The organism is Oligoflexus sp., from assembly GCF_035712445.1.
In the GTDB taxonomy this organism is placed as follows: Bacteria; Bdellovibrionota_B; Oligoflexia; order Oligoflexales; family Oligoflexaceae; genus Oligoflexus.
Genome location: NZ_DASTAT010000139.1, coordinates 15,770 through 33,861 on the forward strand (window position 1 = coordinate 15,770; position 18,092 = coordinate 33,861).

Sequence of the window (18,092 nt, forward strand, 5' to 3'; positions counted from 1 at the left end):
ATAAACCGTCTTGAAGAAAGCTTCCATTTCGTACCGCTGGCGAGCAAAGAATTCATGCTTATGGTAGGATATCCTTTCCATCATCATGACGAGGATAACGCTTATGACGGCTGTGCATCCGATCCCACATCCTCCGCGTCTCCCCATTATCGGTAACCTGCCTCAGGTTTTTGGTGACACCATCGTCCAGGAGCTGGTGGCTCTCGCCAGGCAGTATAGCCCCATCTATGAGCTGGTGATCCCCGGCACGCGCTTTTATGTGGTGAGCAGTCATGAGCTGGTCAAGGAACTCTGCGATGAAAAGCGCTTTCATAAAGCCACGCATGGCCTTCTGATCGAAATTCGGCGTTTTGCGGGTGATGGCCTGTTCACAGCCCTTCCAGGTGAGCCCAACTGGAGCAAGGCCCATAATATACTCCTGCCCGGCTTTGGTCTGAAGCAGATGAAAGAATATCTGCCGAAGATGATCGAAGTCGCCGAGCAGCTCCTTCAAAAATGGCAGGTGGTCGGGGAGCGCGGGATCGACGTCTCGGGCGACTTCACCCGTATGACGCTCGACACCATCGCGCTCTGTGGTTTTGATTATCGCTTTCGATCGTTCGCGTCGGAACAGCTCCATCCTTTTTTGGATGCGATGCTCCTGGGCCTGCAGGATTCCCAGGCGCGGTTGAAGCGCACCAAGCTGCAAAAAGCCCTGGATAAAAGAGCCGATCGGCAATTCAATGCCGGGCGTGATCTTATGTTTCGCGTCGTGGATGAGCTGCTCGCGGAACGGCATAAGAATATCGATAAGTTCAAGGACAAGGTCGACTTTCTGTCTTTGATGCTGAATGGTGTGGATAAAAAATCCGGTGAAAAGCTCGATTTCGAGAACATCCGCTATCAGCTCATCACATTTTTGATCGCCGGCCATGAAACCACGAGTGGTCTTCTCTCGTTTGCCACCTACTTCCTGGTCAGCCATCCCGAGGTCATGTCCAAAGCCGTCGAGGAGGTGGATCGTGTTCTGGGACGTGATCCGGATTATCGGCCAAGCTTCAAGGACGTCGGCGAACTGAAATATCTGAATCGCGTGCTGCGGGAAACGCTTAGGCTCTGGCCCACCGCACCGGCTTTCGCCCGCACGCCCTATGAAGACACCATCATCGGTGGCCGCTACGAAATCAAAAAGGGCGAGGAGGTTCTAGTCCTTCTTCCGTCCCTGCATCGGGATCCGGCCGTCTGGAAGGATCCTGAAGTCTTTGATCCCGAACGTTTCGCAGCGGGTGCCGAGGATAAAATACCGGAATACGCCTGGCGTCCCTTTGGAACCGGGGCGCGCTCATGCATCGGTCAGCATTTTGCGATGGTCGAAGCCACCGTGGCCCTGGCTCTGATTCTGAAGCATTTCGAAATCAAAGGCGAACCCGACTATCAGCTGAAGATCAAGGAAACGGTGACCCTCAAGCCCGCTGACTTTCGCATCAAAGCCCTGCTGCGACTTCCGCTGCATCGGCCGCCCGTGGCTTTAAAGCCCGAGGATCGTCCGGCGCCCGTGGTCAAAGACGAAATGGAAACGCCCCTGCCGCGGCATGGAACTGCCCTCGCGATTTATTATGGATCGAATATGGGAAGCAGTGAAGAGCTGGCCCATAGGCTCGGTGAACAGGGTCGACGCCTGGGCTTTGTTTCCCGTGTGGCCGCGCTGGATGAAGCCGTCAATGCGCTGCCGAATTCCGGCATTGTTCTGATCGTGACAGCGACCTATAACGGGATGCCACCCGACAATGCCCTTCGGTTTGCGACCTGGATAAAATCAGAGACTTTCCGCGCCGATGGGCTTCGCTTCGCGGTCCTGGGTTGCGGCAATACTCAGTGGAAAACCTTTCAGGCCTTTCCAAGGGAAATTGATCGCGTTCTTGCCGAGCGCGGGGGCATTCGGATTTTGAAGGCCGGTGAAGCGGATGCGAACGCTGACTTTGAAAATGGCTGCGAGCAGTTCACGCGAAATTTCTGGAAGGAAACATTTGAAGAACTCGAAATGGAACTTCCAGCCCGCATAGTCACAAGGCCCAGCTCCCGCCGCTATCAGGTGCAGGTCGTGCAGCATTCGCCGCTGCGTCCCCTGCATGCCAGCTACCAGGCGAAATCCTTCCGGGTAACGGCCAATCATGAACTGCAAAAAGTGGCTGATGATGGCGGCGCGGAACGTTCCACGCGGCACATCGAACTGCAGCTGCCTGAAGGCATCAGCTATCGCGTCGGGGATCATCTCGGTGTCTTTGCCCACAATCGTGAACATGTGGTCGAGGCTGTGGCCCTGCGACTCGGTTATGCGACCGATACACTGGTGACCCTGGAACAGTCGCAGAATGATGGCGGCTTCCTTCCCACAGGCCGGCCGGTGGCTCTGGGCAAAATCCTGCGTGAGTATATCGAACTGCAGGAGGTGGTAACGCGCCGTCACCTCGAAACGATGGCCAGCTGCTGTCTTCTGCAGTCGGAGCGGCAAACTCTTCTGGCCTGGGCTCAGGACAGCGATGCCGGAAACGAACTCTATCAAAAGGAAGTTTTGAACAAACGTCGGTCCATCTATGATGTCCTTACGGCTTTCCCGACCTGTCATCTGCCTTTGGACGCGTTTTTGGATATGGCCGCTCCGATTCGGCCGCGTTACTATTCGATTTCGTCTTCACCCTTGATGCAGCCGAAAACTGTCTCCCTGACAGTCGGCGTGATTGCGGCTCCTTCCCTGGCTCAGAATGGAACCTTTAAAGGCGTGTGCTCATCCTACCTGCAAAGTCGTGAGCCGGGTGATGTGATCTTTGCCTTTGTGAAAGCCCCTACCCAGCCTTTCACACTTTCGGACGATCCGCAAAAGCCCATCATCATGGTCGGACCCGGCACAGGTTTCGCGCCTTTCCGCGGTTTTCTGCAGGAACGTCGGGCGCTGAAAAATCAGGGGCGAAGCCTGGGCCCTGCCTTCCTTTTCTTTGGCTGCCGCCGTGCCGAGCAGGATTTTATCTATCAAAGCGAAATGGAAGGCTTTCACCAAGAAGGCCTCGTCAATCTTCAGCTGGCGTTTTCCCATGATGCGAAAAGTGGATTCCGTTATGTGCAGGATCGCATCTGGGAGCAGCGCGACTCAGTCTGGGAACTGATCGAGAAAAACGCTGTGATTTATGTCTGCGGTGATGGCCTGCACATGGCTCCAGATGTCCGCGCCACCTTTCTGCGGATGCATGCCGAAAAGACCAAGTCCAGCCCGGAGGCCTCCGAGAATTGGATGCGGAAGCTGGAGGAGGCGCATCGTTATCTTGTTGATGTCTTTGGACAAAAAAAGCTTTGAGCCCTGATTGTTGTCCGCTTCAATTTTAGTCGGGTAAGCGATCAGCCAAGCTGGAACCGAGAGCTGTAGGAATTTCAAAGCTCATAGCTGATTGAGGCAGTTAGCGGGAGTTTTAGTTAAACTACCGCACTGCTCTCAATCCCTCCTTGCCACATGATTCTTCGATGAAGTCAGAGCATTGTGGTCACAGCCAGAGCGCACGCATTTTTACAGATAAATCGGCACGAGTTACTGTGTAATCCTCCCATACGGATAGCATCTTTTTGGAGCCTCATTGTTTCACTCGTGTCGCCGTGCATACCTGATGTCATAGATTCCATAGAAGTCTTTCTTCGCTTCCAAAAAACTTGAGTGAAGGAAATGCGCTCAATGCGCCGACAGCTGTTTGAGCCAAAATCAATGCACCGGAGCCACTTTTCATCTGCAATCGCAGACCTGCTATCTGAAAAGCTATAACTCTGATCGCAAACTTTACAGTCACCCCGATTGGATCACTTATCTCAAAGTGAGCAATCAATTCCAGGATTATGCTGGGCAACGACCTTGCCGTTTATCGAACCGCGAACGTCGGCACCTATAAAGCCGCCTGCACCTGTCAAACGGCATGTTCGGGCTATACCTGGCACGCTGCGTCGCAATCATGCTTTTTGAAGAGTGGCAGCGCGGACAAGCAAGCTTATTCAGGCCATGGCTGGACCAGCGGCGTGAAACGTTAAGACACGGACCCTGGGTCTGCCCAGGGTTTTTCCTAGGCCTGCGACTGAATCCAGCTGTCGTAGCGCTTCCGGCTCGCACGGAAATGAGAGAGGCTAAGACTCAGGCACAGAATCGCAAGAAGGGTGGCCACGGTTGTCGTCAGCACCAGCGACAGATGGATGTCCTGATCGTTCTTAAAAACAAAATCCGTGACCAGAGCCAGGGTCATGGGACCAAGCCCCAGGCCAATTAAATTGATGACGAAAAGATAGAGAGCCGAGGCCTGACCGCGCATTTGATTCGGCATGATTTCCTGAATCGCGGCCGGTGCAATCCCCCAGTGCATGGACGAAAAAAAGAGGGCCGGAGCGAGACAAAGCAGAGCCAGTTCTCCACTTGGCATCAAAGGACCGGCAATACCAAAGGGCAACCATGCGCCAGCTGCCATGAGTGAAACGCGGAGCTTTGAATCCGTGTGCCCCTTCTGCAGAAGGCGATCGCCCCAATAGCCACCGAGCAGGATGCCGAGCGGTCCAAAGATCATCGTGATAAGGCCAATGGCCGTACCCACCCGAGCCGGCGACCAATCATGCAGACGAATGAAAAATTCTGGAATCCAGGCCGACGTTCCGTAGCCGCTCAAGGCGAGGAGGGAAAAACCAACAGTATGTCCCACCAACGTTCCCCTGTTTTCCATGGCATAACGCACGAACATGGATAACGGAACCTTCATCACCTGGCCGCTCGTTTGAGAGCGCAACTGCCCCCGCCGGCGCGGTTCCCGCAAAGTAAAAAGAAGCAGGGTCAGAGGCAGAGAGGGCAGAGCCACCAGGAAAAATACCAGCTGCCAGCCGAGATGCTCTCCGATCAGGGGCAGTTGATAGGATTGATCCAGCTGAAAACTCTTAGCCATAAAGCCGCCGAGCATGGAGGCGAGACCGCCACCGATATAGATACCCATTCCATAGATACTCAGGGCTCGCCCCAGGCGCTGCGGAGGAAAAATATCCGCAATCAAGGAATAGGCGGCTGGGGTGAGAGACGCTTCTCCAACACCCACGCACGATCGCGCCACAGCCAGGTGCATCCAACTGCGTCCCATTCCAAAGTTTACGGTCGCGATCGTCCAGAAAACCTGTCCCACACCAATCAGAATCACGCGACTCATGCGATCGGCAAGCCAACCCAAAGGCAGTCCGGCGATGGTATAAAATACGGCGAAAGCAGGGCCCATCAAAAAACCGATCTGAGAATCACTCAGACCCATGGTGCCGCGAATCGGGCCGACCAGCAGCCCTAAAATAGAACGATCAAGAAAGGAGTTCACGTAGATTCCGAGCAAAACCACGAGGCAGTACCATTCATAGAAAGCCGAAGGTGCATAGACTTTGGCTTTCTTCATCAGAGATTCACGGCCAGCAATTTTGCCTTCCGCAGTCGTTTCCACGAGCGCCCTCCCCCATTTCCCAAATATGAAACTACATTTAGCACAGAATTTCTGGGAACAACATATTGGTAAATTTAGGGCGGGCCAGTGGGCAGAGGCATAACCTTAAAACAAATGTGAATTGAATCACGATGAAACATTTGCAACAATATTCCGTGAACTTAATCCATTGACCTTCCACTGAAATGGGATTCGCAATGCGCCTTGCCATCATACTTTTGGGATTTTCGACGCTTGCATGGACAGCGCCCGTCTGGGCCAGTCCTAATGTGATGATACCCGATGCCAAGCTCGCCAACACCTTCAGCGAGTGTCCAGTGCCAGGCGACATTCCTGAGAGTGCCATGATGAGTTCAGATGCCTTGTGGGAGAGGACTCTGGATATGGCAAGCTACAATTTTCGCCATGCAGGAAGCCCTATCCACCGACGTTATCTCGACTCTGTCGAAGCGCAGTTCAATGCCTATGGACTCAGTGTCAAACGCTATCCAACGCCGCTCAAGTACTGGGAAGCAAAGCGTTGGTCACTGCGGGTTAAAGATAGTCATGGCCGCGTGCACATAGTTCCCGTTGCCTACTATCGCCCCTATTCGGGGGAAACCCCCGCAAAGGGTGTCACGGCCACTGTCGTCGACGTGCAAACAGGTCAGGCTTCAGACTACGAAAATACAGACGTCAAGGGTAAGATCGTTCTCGCTGACCTTACCATTCCAAAAGTCACGACGGCAGCCCTTGCTCCATTAACCTTGTTTTCCAAAGATCCGGCAGCAGAAGACGAAGACTACTCAAGGATGCCATCTCAGGGGATTGCGCCCGATCTCGCCTTGGCTCGTCAGCACGGAGCCGTTGCCATGATTAACATAATCGATCGTTCACCGGCCGAGGTGAACGGGCAGTTCTATCCCCATCAACAACAATATGCAGGCTTGCCAGCGCTTCACTTGGATCGCATTCAGGGAGCGAAACTCCGTGCTCTGATGGCGGCAGGGCCCATCACAGCCAAACTTATGCTCACGGCCATCAAAAAAGACAGCGAAGTCGATTACCTCGCAGCCGAACTGCCCGGTAATGGTTCGCTTGAAGGAGCCATACTTGTGCTTACGCATTCAGATGGTCAAAACGCTGTTGAGGAGAATGGGGTTCCCGCCGTCATGAGCATGGTCGAGTACTTCTCGCGTCTCCCTCTAAAATGCCGACCTCGCGATATCCTCTTCCTGCTTTCAGGAAACCACATGGTATCAGGCGAGGGTGCCGTGCACTCCGATACTTTCCTAAAGGAACATCCCGAGATCAAAAATCGCATCAAAGCGGCCCTTGCCCCCGAGCACTTAGGCACAATGAACTGGGCAGAGGACAAAACTACTGGGGTATACGGACCAACGGGTCAGTCAGAGCTTGCGATCGTCGGAGTTGGTAATAGCCAGGGACTGACGCGACTGGCGATCGATGCGGTGGCCTCGAGCGATCTTTCTCGAACCTATGTGCTTGCACCCTATAAGGACCTCTATGGTGAAGGTACCGGTCCCTATCGAGCAGGAATCCCTACCATAACATTCATCACGGGCCCCAGCTACCTCGTTCAGGTTGCGCCTCATGCAAACATCGATAAACTCGACAAGGCGCTCATGCACAGGCAGATGGTTTGGCTGAACCGACTCCTATCACGAATGCTGAGCATGCCGGATGATATGCTATGAAGAGGCCTTATCGGGAGCCATTCATCCGACTATGTAGTTCTTAATGGAGCAGCCAGTGCACGTATTGTTCTGCGTGCAGTGGCAAATCAAAGACCGCAAATCTCTCCATGCTCCCATCACCGCGAGCTTTCCATTCCAGCTGGGATCTTACCAGGATCCCGTTGACCAGGACCTGCGGGTCATCACGCATGCTGTCAGGCAGTCGAATACGATAACTGAGACTGTCGTTAGCGATGGCACGCATCCACCCAACAACAGAATTTTCACCATAGATCAATCCAAAACGAGGACTGGTCCATGAGTATGGTCCTGGCACTCCGGGATCGACGACAAAGCCACGCGCATCGGCCCGAACGCCGGCTACGCGCAGGCTACTGAGCAAAGGCTCACTATGAGCAAACATATTGGTATAAGGAAGATGACCCATACACATATTCTGAAAGCACCAGGTTGAACCCGCCCTACCCAGATTTGCTTTCTCATCAAGAGGGGTAAAATACATGTCTGGACCGGACCAGATTCCAGGAGCATATTCAGGATGTGCGGCCGCATGATTCGCCAAAGTTTGTTTCAAAAACATGCGGAAAGCCAAGTCGCGTTCGCCTTGAAGCAGGAGGCTCTCGATCGTTGGTCCAGCAAGCGAATACCAATTGCCTGGCGTTCCGCCTTCAAAAACTTCAGACCCTATGGCCGCCAACCCAACTGGCGATGTATTGAAATTTTCCCGTTCCATGCGAGCGATGAGCTGCTGGCGCTGGCTCCCATCGATCAGCCCAGGAACGCCCAGCGCAATCCCATTTGAAGCTATCCATACCGATTTCGCGCCCAATTCCACCGGCTGCTGAGCTGCAGTGTAAACATAGCCCCGATTGAAGTGATCGCCACGCCACTGCTCAAGCATCGCAGTGCGAAGTCGTTCCGAATCTTCCCTTACGGAATTCGAAGTTACAAAATCACCGCGCATTTCAGCAAGCTCAGCAAATGCGGGATAGGTCTGCAAGGCCAGGGCTGTATTCATCGTCGATTCCCCGAGACTGATCGTGGAACTGCGATCGGGGGAGAAAAGCACCAGGAAGTCATCCCAGTCCGAATTCAAGAGCCGCACCAGACCATGGGATCCAGTCCCCACCTCGTTTTTCGTATAGAGGTAGGCTGCGACAAGCATTTCCCAAACGGTGGCATTACCACAGCGCCCCTTGCCTTCCTCGCACCAATAATTGATCCTTTTGTCGAGGAATCCATAGTCGCGAGTTGCATGGACATATTCGAGGGCTGCAGCGAGCAGCCAGAAACTGTGGTCGCTCGGCGTTAAGTCCTGCTTGTGCCAGGCTCCATAGCCTGCCGTCGAATAGGGGAGTTCGCCATTCGGTTTCATAGCTCGAAGAAAATAGAGAAGACTCTCCTGGGCCAGATCAGGATCGGTATAGATGAGTGGCAGGAGATGCCGGAATGTTGAACGAGGTCCTGAGTTGGTGCCCCACTCATAGAGGTAGATACTCCCTTGATTGAGGTTCCTGGCTTCGAAGAAGTCTTCACGCAGCACCCCAGATCGCAGATAGTAGTAGCTCCATGCCAGCTCGCGTCCAAGCCAGGAATGTCCAGGGAAGTTGACACGGGGAATTTTGAGTGCCCATCGTGCAGCTATGCGCGGCAGTGTGAAATCAGGTTGCTTTTCCAGGCGTTTGACAAGCGCGGGCAGCTCATCTTGAGGTGAGAGGCCGAACGCAAGATCGAGAATTTTGTGAGCGCCTGGCGCGAGGACAAAACTTCTCTCCGTTGCCAGTACGCTGTCCTGATTGTGGAGCGTACCCTCGGCGTGCAAACCATTTTGCAGTGAACTCAGCCGAAGAGCTTCAGGAAGTTGTCGATCTCCGTTGCCGAAAAAGGCGCTTTGCAAAGTTTCGAAGCTTTGCGGGGCGTCCCGTCTGTGCCAGACAAAGGAGACTTGAGGCACAGGGTCCCGCCAAAAATCTGGGCGCTCCTTATCCCGCGCCTCCGACTGACCGATAGCCTTCAGAACTCTCTGCTCAGCATCATAGGCAGTTACAACAGTTGCGTCATCGTATTCCGACGAGACCTTTCCACTGATAATGCGGGGATGGAACCAGGCAACATCCCAGTAGTCGACATAAGAGATCGATTTAGGGAGAGGAGACTTGTTAGTGAAGATAATGCGCTCACGAAGAACGGCGTCTTCACCTTCGCTCAAGTAAATATAGTGTTCAACTTGCAATCCATTGACCTCGATGGTCTTCTTGAAATACCCCATACCGAAAACGCGCTCGTAGCGGCTATTGGCTGGGCGATCTTTCCAAAGAGTGCTGAACGTACTGCTGCCGTCCTTCACCCAACCGAAGCCACCAGCGTAGTCACGTGCAGTCTCATTGTAATGGTTGGCGAAACGATGATAGCTGCGGGCGCTATAAAGCTCCACGTAACCATCACCATGGGCGAGTGCGTTGACTCCATCATTACCAAGCTGATGAACAACGTCTTGCCCATCGATGCAGGGTTTTAAGACATCGGTGCAACCCGTGTATTGATAGGCTGGCAGTCCGAACTCGTCCTCGACCCAAACGCCGTGATTCCCACTGCCGTAACTCGGATTCAAGGAGTCATCGGGAGCGGCCTGAGCCAGGTTCACGAGCGATACAACCCAGATGGCTGACGCCAGAATTCTGACGGAATTCCTATACTGCATGACGCCACTCTCCTTTTTCAGATGGAAGCTCGTATGGCTATATTATGATATCATGACGTGATGGGCGTGCTCTGTGCAGATATTACTCCAACGGCGTTGAAAATCCTTAAAAAGTCGGATATTTTGCAGAAGAAATTGGAGGGTAGACCTGTCACGCTTCAGTCAAATCGAGAAAACACAGAAGGCATCCTGGGCTTCGAGCGCCTTTTATTTTTTCTATCTTTGCGGTCCCAGCGGTAGCACGGAATTTTTCAACCACTGAACGTTTTCAAATATGCCATGAGGAAATGTCTGACCAGTGGGCCGCGACACCCATTTGGGGTCAAGCGCATCTGGAGTAGCGCAATCTTTCAAAGCGCCAAAGGAATTCCTGCCATTGGCTTGAAAAAAGCAGTGCTTATTGGGATTCAGGTCTGCTGTTATTTCGGTATTCAGCGGACGAAACCAGCCCGATGCGGCCGGCCCATTCAGACAGGACGTTGCCCCGGTCGCACAGTTGCGCCCGCTCAAACGGTTCAGCAGCGCTACAGTGGACGTTTCATTGAGCCCGCGGAAAAAGCGAATGCGCTCGTTGTCCAGCGCCCGAGCAGCAGAACTGCCCAGCTCGGTTCCCGCGACGTGCACATCACAGGGTGAATTGGCATCACCATAGCCCATGGTCCAGGCTCCACGAATCCTCGGATCCCAATTGCGGCCCATGGCAGCAATAGCCCCACCCTGACTGAATCCTGCCAGCACAATCCCCAGTCCATCACAGTCAGCTTTGGGGCGCGAGCAGACAGCGCTTACAGCACTTTCCGCATTGTGACTGCTGGAAAAGATGCAACGCAATTTATAGGTTCCAGCTGCACCATTGCAAAAGGATGGTAATGTATTATTCGGGTATTCCACAGTTGCTGCGACGAAGCCCTGACCCGCTGCTTCTTTAATGATTTCCATCGCTGCATTGGAGTCAAATGCTGCCCAGCTTCCCGTAAAGTAAAGCAAAACCGGAAAGCGCCCGTCAGCATCGGGTTCGAAAACCTTGATCGCTTTGCGTGCCGTGCACTCGACCTTGTCCCTAAGCCCATCGACAGCATTGCTCAGGTAATTCAATTCAAAGGCACTGATTCTGTATGCTGCGAGGCCCAGTCCTTGGCTTGGATCCTTCGTAATCTCGCTGGACTGCTCACTGTAACCACAGCTGATCAGAACCATAGACAAGGCCAGGGACGCTAACGGATGAAGTGAGCTACCCATAACGCCAGATCCTCTCTCGTGAAAGTTTGGCGACTGCACTATTTCTATTTGACTCCAGTTGAACTTAACATAGGGGCTGTGTGCCTGCGCGGGCAGATCTTGCCTGACATAAGCTTGCCGACTTCTTGTTATTCAGTGAGATTGCTGCTGGACGCTGGGAAGAATTCCATACGCCACTAATCAAGTCAGCCGCAAACGATGCCGCTCATCTTCAGCTGGCGTTTTCCCATGATGCGAAAAGTGGCTTCCGTTATGTGCAGGATCGCATCTGGGAACAGCGCGACTCAGTCTGGGAACGGATCGAGAAAAACGCTGTGATTTATGTCTGCGTTGATGGCCTGCACATGGCTCCAGATGTCCGCACCAACTTTCTGCGGATGCATGCCGAAAAGACCAAGTCCAGCCCGGAGGCCTCCGAGAATTGGATGCGGAGGCTGGAGGAGGCACAACGTTATCTTGTTGATGTCTTTGGACAAAAAAAGCTTTGGGCGAAAGACTCGCGACGCAAGCCTGGTTCACCCATGCGGGTAAGGCGCGGTCCTTGCAATTGTTTTCCGCTTCCCCTAAGATGGGGTGGCCCTGTATTTTTCAGGGAGAAAGGGTGACCCCATGGCATTTTTTGAACAGCTTAAAACCAGATTGGACACGGTGCACACCTGGCCTTCAAACTATCTCTTCAAGTTCATCGTGCCGCTGCACAAGAAAGATGAACTGATGGACGTTTTGCCCACAGGCCTGATCGAAGAAAAACTTTCCCGCACGGGTAAATATATATCCGTCAGCCTCCGTACACGTATCGAGGCTTCGGATGATATCATCGCCGTCTATCAAAAAGCCTCTTTGATCGAAGGCATCGTATCCCTTTAATCCTCAGGCGCCCAGGTACGCGGTTCTCACCCGGGAATCGCGCAGAAGATCCTGGGCCTTCCCTTCCAAAACGATCTGACCACTTTCCAAAACATAGGCCCTCTGGGCCAAACGTAAAGCCAGCTGCGCATTCTGCTCAACCAAAAGCAGCGCCATGCCCTTTTCATTAAGTCCCCGCATGCGATCGAAGATCTCGGCGACCACCAGCGGCGCCAGTCCGAGGCTCGGTTCATCGAGCAACAAAAGCTTCGGTCTTGCCATCAATGCACGGCCAATGGCCAGCATCTGCTGCTCGCCTCCCGATAAGGTTCCGGCCGATTGATGACGCCTTTCCCGAAGTCGCGGAAAAAGTTGGTAGGCTTCTTCGAGGGATTGCTCGGCACTTGCCCGGTCGCGCCGATGCACAAAGGCTCCGAGTTTAAGATTATCCTCGACACTTTGCTGCGCGAGCACCATGCGGCCCTCGGGCGCATGCGCAAGTCCAAGGCGCACGCGATGGGCGGCATCCATTTTTTTCAGATCCTGACCATTCCATTGAATGGAGCCGCCGCCGATTTTAATCAAACCCGAGATGGCGCGCAGACAGCTGGTTTTTCCCGCGCCGTTGGCCCCGATCAGAGTCACGATCTCACCGGACGCGACGCTCAGCGAAACATCCCTCAGGGCCTGAATGCCTCCATAATGAACGGAGACCTGGTCCAGCTGAAGAAGGGGTTTGGACATCATAAAGGCGTCTCCTCAGCCGATCCCAAATAAGCCTTGCGCACAGCGGCATCATTTTGAATCACGGCCGGTTCACCGAGCGCGATCAATTCGCCGAAATTCAAAACCGCGATGCGATCACAGATACCTAAAACAAGCGGCACATGATGTTCGATCAGGATCACCGTGATTCCAAAGCGATCCCGGATCTGGCGAATCAGAGCCTGCATGCCGGCCTTTTCGCTGGGATTCATGCCGGCCACAGGTTCATCCATCAACAGCACCTCAGGTCGTGACATCAAAGCCCGGGCCAATTCCAAACGCCTTTGATCCCCATAATTCAAATCCCCTGCAGAGCGATCCGCTTTATCCAAAAGCCCGACGAATTCCATCCAGGCCCAGGCCTCGGCCGCAGCGCCCGCGGGAAAGATTTTCTTTCTTTCCTGAGCAGAGAAGCGATGGGTGGCCGAAAGTATGTTATCCAAAACGGTCTGCTTGCGAAGAAGCCTGAGGTTCTGAAAGGTTCGCATGAGTCCGAGCCGCGCTCGATGATGCACCGAGGCACGCGTCAGGTCCTGGCCCAAAAATGAAATGGCTCCCGAGCTGGGCGTCACAAAACCTGTCAGCGCATTGAATACCGTGGTTTTCCCGGCTCCATTCGGGCCGATGAGTCCGAAGATTTCTCCGCGCCGAATCTCCAGCGAAAGATTCTGAACGGCTTTAAGACCACCGAACTGCACAGCCAGCTGATCCACCTTCAGAACCGTATCACGGTTCGGCAGGCCTGCCTCCCGCAGAGCCGGCCAGGATTGAGGACGCGGACGCCGCCGAGGGCGATCGGGAATGAGTCCGCGCGGCAGATAGAGGCTCGCGAGGACTATCAGGCTTCCATTCACCACAAGGCGATAATCCTGAAGCGGTCTTAAAACCTCGGGCAAAGCTGAAAGCATCGCGCCCCCCAGAGCCGCGCCCCACACCGACCAGGGCCCGCCGATGACCACGTAGGCAAGGATATTGATGCTCGCATCAAATGTGCCCTGCCGCGCATTCCAGGTATTCAGAAGATGGGCACTGGCTACTCCTGTAATCCCTGCGATCGCAGCCCCGAGCGCAAAAGCCAGCGTCTTGCAGCGGGCGGGATCAATCCCCATCGCCGCGGCCGCATATTCATCTTCACGCAGAGCGCGAAAGGCTTCACCCAGACGTCCGCGTTCCAGCCCGCGAACAGCGGCGAGGATCAGCAAAAAAAGCGGCAAAAACAGCCAAAGATAGCCCTTTTGCTCTTCAAAAACCTGCGGTATGGAAAAGATTCCAATCGCGCCGCCGGTCCACTCCAGATTCAAACAGGTCACGCGCACGACTTCGACCAGGGCCAGCGTCGCAAGCGCCAGATAAATTCCGCGCAGCCTCAGCACCATGCGGCCGATAGCCTGGGCCAGGATAAAACAAAGAACACCGGCCAGCAGCATCTCGGCGAGCACCCAGGTCCAGGGATAAAGACCTTCAGCGTCCTGAAACATTTTGGTCGATATCAAAGCTGCGAGATAACCACCGATCGCATAAAACGCGGGCGAGGCCAACGACAGCTGACCACTCATCAAAGGCACGTAAAGGCTGATGCCGAGCAGAGCCTGCTGCAGCATCACAATAATTATGAACGCATCCAATTCCGGCATAATGATCTCAAAGTTTTTCCAGAGTCCGCCGTCCCAAAAGACCCTGCGGACGCACCATCAGACCCACGAATAAAAGGGCAAAGGCTACCGCTTCCTTGTAACCCGAATACTCTGCGGGCACAGCGGCTTCAATCAATCCGAGCATAAGGCCGCCGAGCACAGCCCCGGAGATCTCGCCCATGCCGCCCAGCACGATGACCGCCAGTCCTTTCAGGCCAAAGAGCAGACCGAAATGCGGACCAGGAATACTGAAACCGCTGGCGACCAGGGTACCGGCAAGACTCGCGAGCGCCCCGGACAGAGCGAAGGTCAGAACTATCGTACGATGAACAGGAATGCCCAGAAGGCTCGCGGTCGTCTGATTTTCCGCCACGGCGCGCAGGGCCTTGCCGAGCATGGAGAAGCGGAAGATAAGGAGGAGCGCCGCCAAAGATAGAAGGGATATGGCCAGGATCACGAGCTGAATGCCGCGAACGCGTAGCTCACCCCACTCCACAAGCACAGGAATGAAACTCATGCTTTCCAAATCAAAATTCCGGGTTTCCGCGCCGTAAATCAGAAGAAGGGCATTGACCAGGACGATCGCCACGCCCAGGCTCGAAACGAGGTAAAGCAAAGGCTCGGCCTTGCGGCGGCGCAAAGGTTCAAACGCAAAGCGTTCGATCAGGGCGCTGAGCGCGGCGCAGACCACGATGGAGATTCCTGCGGCCAGAAGAAAGGGCAGCCGAACATCCGTCTCCCAAAGAGGCAGCTGGCCACCGCCCCAGCTGCCGCTCGTCAGGCTCCAGGTTAAGTAAGCACCGATGGCAAAGACGGCGCCCTGCGCGAAGTTTATCACGCCGAGCAGCGAAAAAACCAAAGCATAGCCCAAAGCAAAAAGCGCGTAGACCGATCCGATGGATAGTCCATTCAGCAGGATTTGCAGCATGAAAACCTGCTCCGCTTATTTAAGAAAGGCGAATGTTCCGTTTTTGTTATCGGCTTCCATTTTGATTTCAGCGACGTAAAAGGACTTCTGAACGATCTCGCCGTCCTTGTCGAAGCTGATGGCCCCGAGCGGCGTCTGATAGCTCTGGCTCAGAATCTGCTTGTTCAGATCCTGCCGCAGATCCTTCAGATCGTAGCTGGTGATTTTTTTCTTCTGATCCAGGGCATTCAAAGCCTCGACTACGACCTGAACGGCAGTGAAGGCCTGGGCTGTGAACTGCCCGGGCATTTTCTTATGCTTCTTTTGATAAAGGTCAACCAGGACCTTGTTCATCGGATCGGGCGCTTCTGGAGAATAGGCCTGGGCGATCAGAATTCCATCGCAGTATTTTTGGCAAACGGGAAAAACGTTCGGGGTATTCAGACCATTACCGCCGATGATAAGACCCTTATAACCGAGCTGCCGCAGCTGCTTCACAAGGTTTCCGCCATCCGCGGCCAGGCCGGAAATAATCACAAGGTCAGGCTTCACCTTCATCACTTCGGTCACCTGAGTCGTGAAATCCGTATCGGTGGTTTGAAACTTCTGCGCGGTGCCGAGCTGCAGGCGTTTATCGGCCTTCACCGCCTCCTGGAAGGTTTGCGATTCCGAGGTGCTGAAGGCATCGTTCTGCGCGAAGAGAACCGCGACACTCTTCAGCTGCGGATTGCGCTTCAAAGCAGCTTCCAAAGCATGCGGGGCCACGATCGCAATCGGAGCCGAGACGCGGCTGACGTAATTCCCGATCTGGGGTATGCCCTTGGCCGTATTGGAAGGACCGATCACGGGCACCTTGGCCTTATCAGCCAAAGGATCGGCGGCAAAAGCCTGCTGCGAAAGAGTCGGCCCGATGATGGCCAGAACGTTTTTTCGCAGAAGCGCATTGAAGGCATTGATGGTCGAGGCTTCATCAGCGGCGGAATCTTCGAGCAGTATTTGAATCTTCGTGCCGCCGACACCACCCTTGCTATTGAAATATTCCTCGGCGAGGCGCACACCGATGACCTGCTCCTGACCGAGCAGAGCGACGTTTGAGGTTTGCGACACGGCCACGCCGATAGGCAGGGGCCCCTGGACGACGGCCCAAAGCCGGGAACTATGGGCAAGGATCAGAAGGGCACCGCCCAGAACGATCCGTTGAACGCTTCGATTCGCACGCATGGCTTTCTCCAAAGAGAAGAGGGATGGACTGTCGGATAAAACTGCCCAAAAGCCGGCGAATTGTCAAACATCACGGAAGAATAAGTATGTCACGAAGTAAGAGTCGAACGCAGGAACCTGGTAAAAGCCTTGATCTCGGTCATCGTTACAAGGCGCGTGAGCAGCGCATAAAACGGGACCAGAGCCGCGATTCCCAGGCGCTGCCAGAAGTTGAGAGCGATCATGAGTTCATAGAAAATCATGCCCAGCCAGCAGGGAGCAAGGATGACGAGCATATTTTTGAAGAGCTTCATGTCCAGGACACGGTTCGGAAAGATGCGGGTCATCGCCAAAAAGGTGTAAACTTCGCAGAGGAAGGTGCAGAACGTAACAGCCACACCGGCACCACCAGGACCGAATTTCATACCAAATGGAATGGCGAAATAATCCAGCACCACGTTGATGATCAAGCCCACGATGAAAATCCGCGAAATCTTTCCACCTGAACTCGAAAGATAGAGGCAGGCTCCGGTAAAGGTATTGATGTACATCATCGTTAAAACGGGCGCCAGAAAGCAGAGAATTTTATAGCTGGCCTGAAAACCATCCCCGTAAAGCAGCCGCGAAATATAGTCGCCAAAGAGCACAAGCACGATGCTGAGGGGCAGGCAGCAAACCAGGATCAGATTCATCAGCTGCTTATAGAGTTTTTCAAACTGCCCCTGCCCATCATGCAGCGCCTGCGACAGAGCCGGCGTGAAGGAGCTCTGCAGGATGGGGATGAGAAGGAGGAAAACGCCGATGAGCTTATTCGCCGAACCAAAGTAGCCCACCTCGATATCCGTGCTCAAAAAGCTGAGCATATTGGTGTCGGTCTCGGTAAAAAATGTGGTCAGCACACCCGCGATATAGAAGGGCAGACTGGCTTTCAGAAGCGTCTGGAGCCGATCGCTGTTGAATCCGGCGCCGAAAAACTGCTGACGCCGCGCCTGCAGCATCATATAAGCGAGGCCGAACATTTCCGAGAGGGCATGCATCACCGCCACCAAAAGTATGGTCGGATGCAGTTTGAAAACGATGAAGCAGCCGCCGACCAGAACGATTTTCACCACGACGTTGATGATGGAAACCAAACGCACCTGGTCAATGGCAATGAAGATCTTCTGCAGGATGTTCCGCTGGAAGTTGAAGGTCGCGGCATAGACGCCCATGATCATCACCGTGCTCCAGGTCTCGGCCCCCGCATCGCGTTTGAAGACCCAGAGACCGACGAACATGGCCACGGAAATCAGGGCGGCCATCATGAGTTCCACAAGGACGATGGTTCCGAAAATATCCCGCACATGCCCGTGGTCGCTCGGCACCGTGCGATTGATATAGGTCGTGAAACCAAGCGGAAGAAAAGCGAAGAACGCCGTGGTGAAGGAATCCGCGAAATAAAAGACCCCCATCTTTTCCGGGCCCATGATGCGCGGCAGGATCATCTTGAGGGCCAGACCGATCAGCATGGTCATGCCCACGGACAGACTGAGAAGGGAGACGTTACGAGCGATTTTGCGATGCATGCTGTGCGGCTGCGTCTCATCCATGCGTCACGGATCCCCTTCAAAAAGCGGCGTTGCTGTCTACTCA

General features: G+C 54.1%; 12 protein-coding genes and 1 pseudogene. 5 read left to right on the forward strand and 8 right to left on the reverse strand.

Annotated features, from left to right (window positions below; all coding sequences use genetic code 11):
* The first annotated feature begins 103 nt into the window (after positions 1–103).
* The 3 genes and pseudogenes from VFO10_RS28845 (at position 104) to VFO10_RS31515 (ending at position 4,044) form a co-directional block, all read left to right on the forward strand.
* On the forward strand, positions 104–3,328 hold the full coding sequence (locus VFO10_RS28845) for a bifunctional cytochrome P450/NADPH--P450 reductase (protein ID WP_325145491.1): 3,225 nt from the start codon (positions 104–106) through the stop codon (positions 3,326–3,328).
* Between the two features lie 379 nt (positions 3,329–3,707).
* Positions 3,708–3,908: pseudogene (locus tag VFO10_RS31510) on the forward strand (hypothetical protein); the annotation flags it as partial.
* Positions 3,856–4,044 (forward strand): PAN domain-containing protein, encoded by a 189-nt coding sequence (locus VFO10_RS31515; RefSeq protein ID WP_414697046.1) that lies wholly within the window; start codon positions 3,856–3,858, stop codon positions 4,042–4,044. The pseudogene VFO10_RS31510 and the gene VFO10_RS31515, both read left to right, overlap by 53 nt.
* 32 nt (positions 4,045–4,076) lie before the next feature.
* On the opposite strand, the gene VFO10_RS28850 is transcribed toward VFO10_RS31515, so the two are convergent.
* Positions 4,077–5,471, reverse strand: coding sequence for an MFS transporter (locus VFO10_RS28850; protein WP_325145492.1), 1,395 nt, complete (start codon positions 5,469–5,471; stop codon positions 4,077–4,079).
* A 197-nt stretch (positions 5,472–5,668) separates the two neighbouring features.
* Between VFO10_RS28850 and VFO10_RS28855 the strand changes: the two genes are divergently transcribed.
* Positions 5,669–7,168, forward strand: coding sequence for a hypothetical protein (locus VFO10_RS28855; RefSeq protein ID WP_325145493.1), 1,500 nt, complete (start codon positions 5,669–5,671; stop codon positions 7,166–7,168).
* Between the two features lie 40 nt (positions 7,169–7,208).
* Here VFO10_RS28855 and VFO10_RS28860 read toward each other — a convergent pair whose 3' ends face one another.
* Together VFO10_RS28860 and VFO10_RS28865 are read right to left on the reverse strand one after the other, a co-directional pair.
* Positions 7,209–9,812, reverse strand: coding sequence for a GH36-type glycosyl hydrolase domain-containing protein (locus VFO10_RS28860; protein WP_325145494.1), 2,604 nt, complete (start codon positions 9,810–9,812; stop codon positions 7,209–7,211).
* Between the two features lie 273 nt (positions 9,813–10,085).
* A complete protein-coding gene (locus VFO10_RS28865; RefSeq protein WP_325145495.1) occupies positions 10,086–11,108 on the reverse strand; it encodes a hypothetical protein in 1,023 nt (340 codons plus the stop codon).
* Positions 11,109–11,717: 609 nt separating this feature from the next.
* Between VFO10_RS28865 and VFO10_RS28870 the strand changes: the two genes are divergently transcribed.
* Complete coding sequence (locus VFO10_RS28870; RefSeq protein ID WP_325145496.1) at positions 11,718–11,975, forward strand: DUF493 family protein; 258 nt, start codon at positions 11,718–11,720, stop codon at positions 11,973–11,975.
* A gap of 3 nt (positions 11,976–11,978) precedes the next feature.
* On the opposite strand, the gene VFO10_RS28875 is transcribed toward VFO10_RS28870, so the two are convergent.
* The 5 genes from VFO10_RS28875 to VFO10_RS28895 form a co-directional block, all read right to left on the reverse strand.
* Positions 11,979–12,698, reverse strand: coding sequence for an ABC transporter ATP-binding protein (locus VFO10_RS28875; protein WP_349259395.1), 720 nt, complete (start codon positions 12,696–12,698; stop codon positions 11,979–11,981).
* Positions 12,698–14,353: a branched-chain amino acid ABC transporter ATP-binding protein/permease gene (locus VFO10_RS28880; protein WP_325145498.1), complete on the reverse strand. Its 1,656-nt coding sequence runs from the start codon at positions 14,351–14,353 to the stop codon at positions 12,698–12,700. Before VFO10_RS28880 ends, VFO10_RS28875 begins: the two co-directional genes overlap by 1 nt.
* Positions 14,354–14,360: 7 nt before the next feature.
* Entirely contained in the window at positions 14,361–15,281 is a 921-nt protein-coding gene (locus VFO10_RS28885; protein WP_325145499.1) for a branched-chain amino acid ABC transporter permease, read from the reverse strand.
* Positions 15,282–15,296: 15 nt separating this feature from the next.
* On the reverse strand, positions 15,297–16,481 hold the full coding sequence (locus VFO10_RS28890) for an ABC transporter substrate-binding protein (RefSeq protein WP_325145500.1): 1,185 nt from the start codon (positions 16,479–16,481) through the stop codon (positions 15,297–15,299).
* An 89-nt stretch (positions 16,482–16,570) separates the two neighbouring features.
* Positions 16,571–18,049, reverse strand: a complete 1,479-nt coding sequence (locus tag VFO10_RS28895) for a flippase (RefSeq protein ID WP_325145501.1) — start codon at positions 18,047–18,049, stop codon at positions 16,571–16,573.
* Positions 18,050–18,092 lie beyond the last annotated feature (43 nt).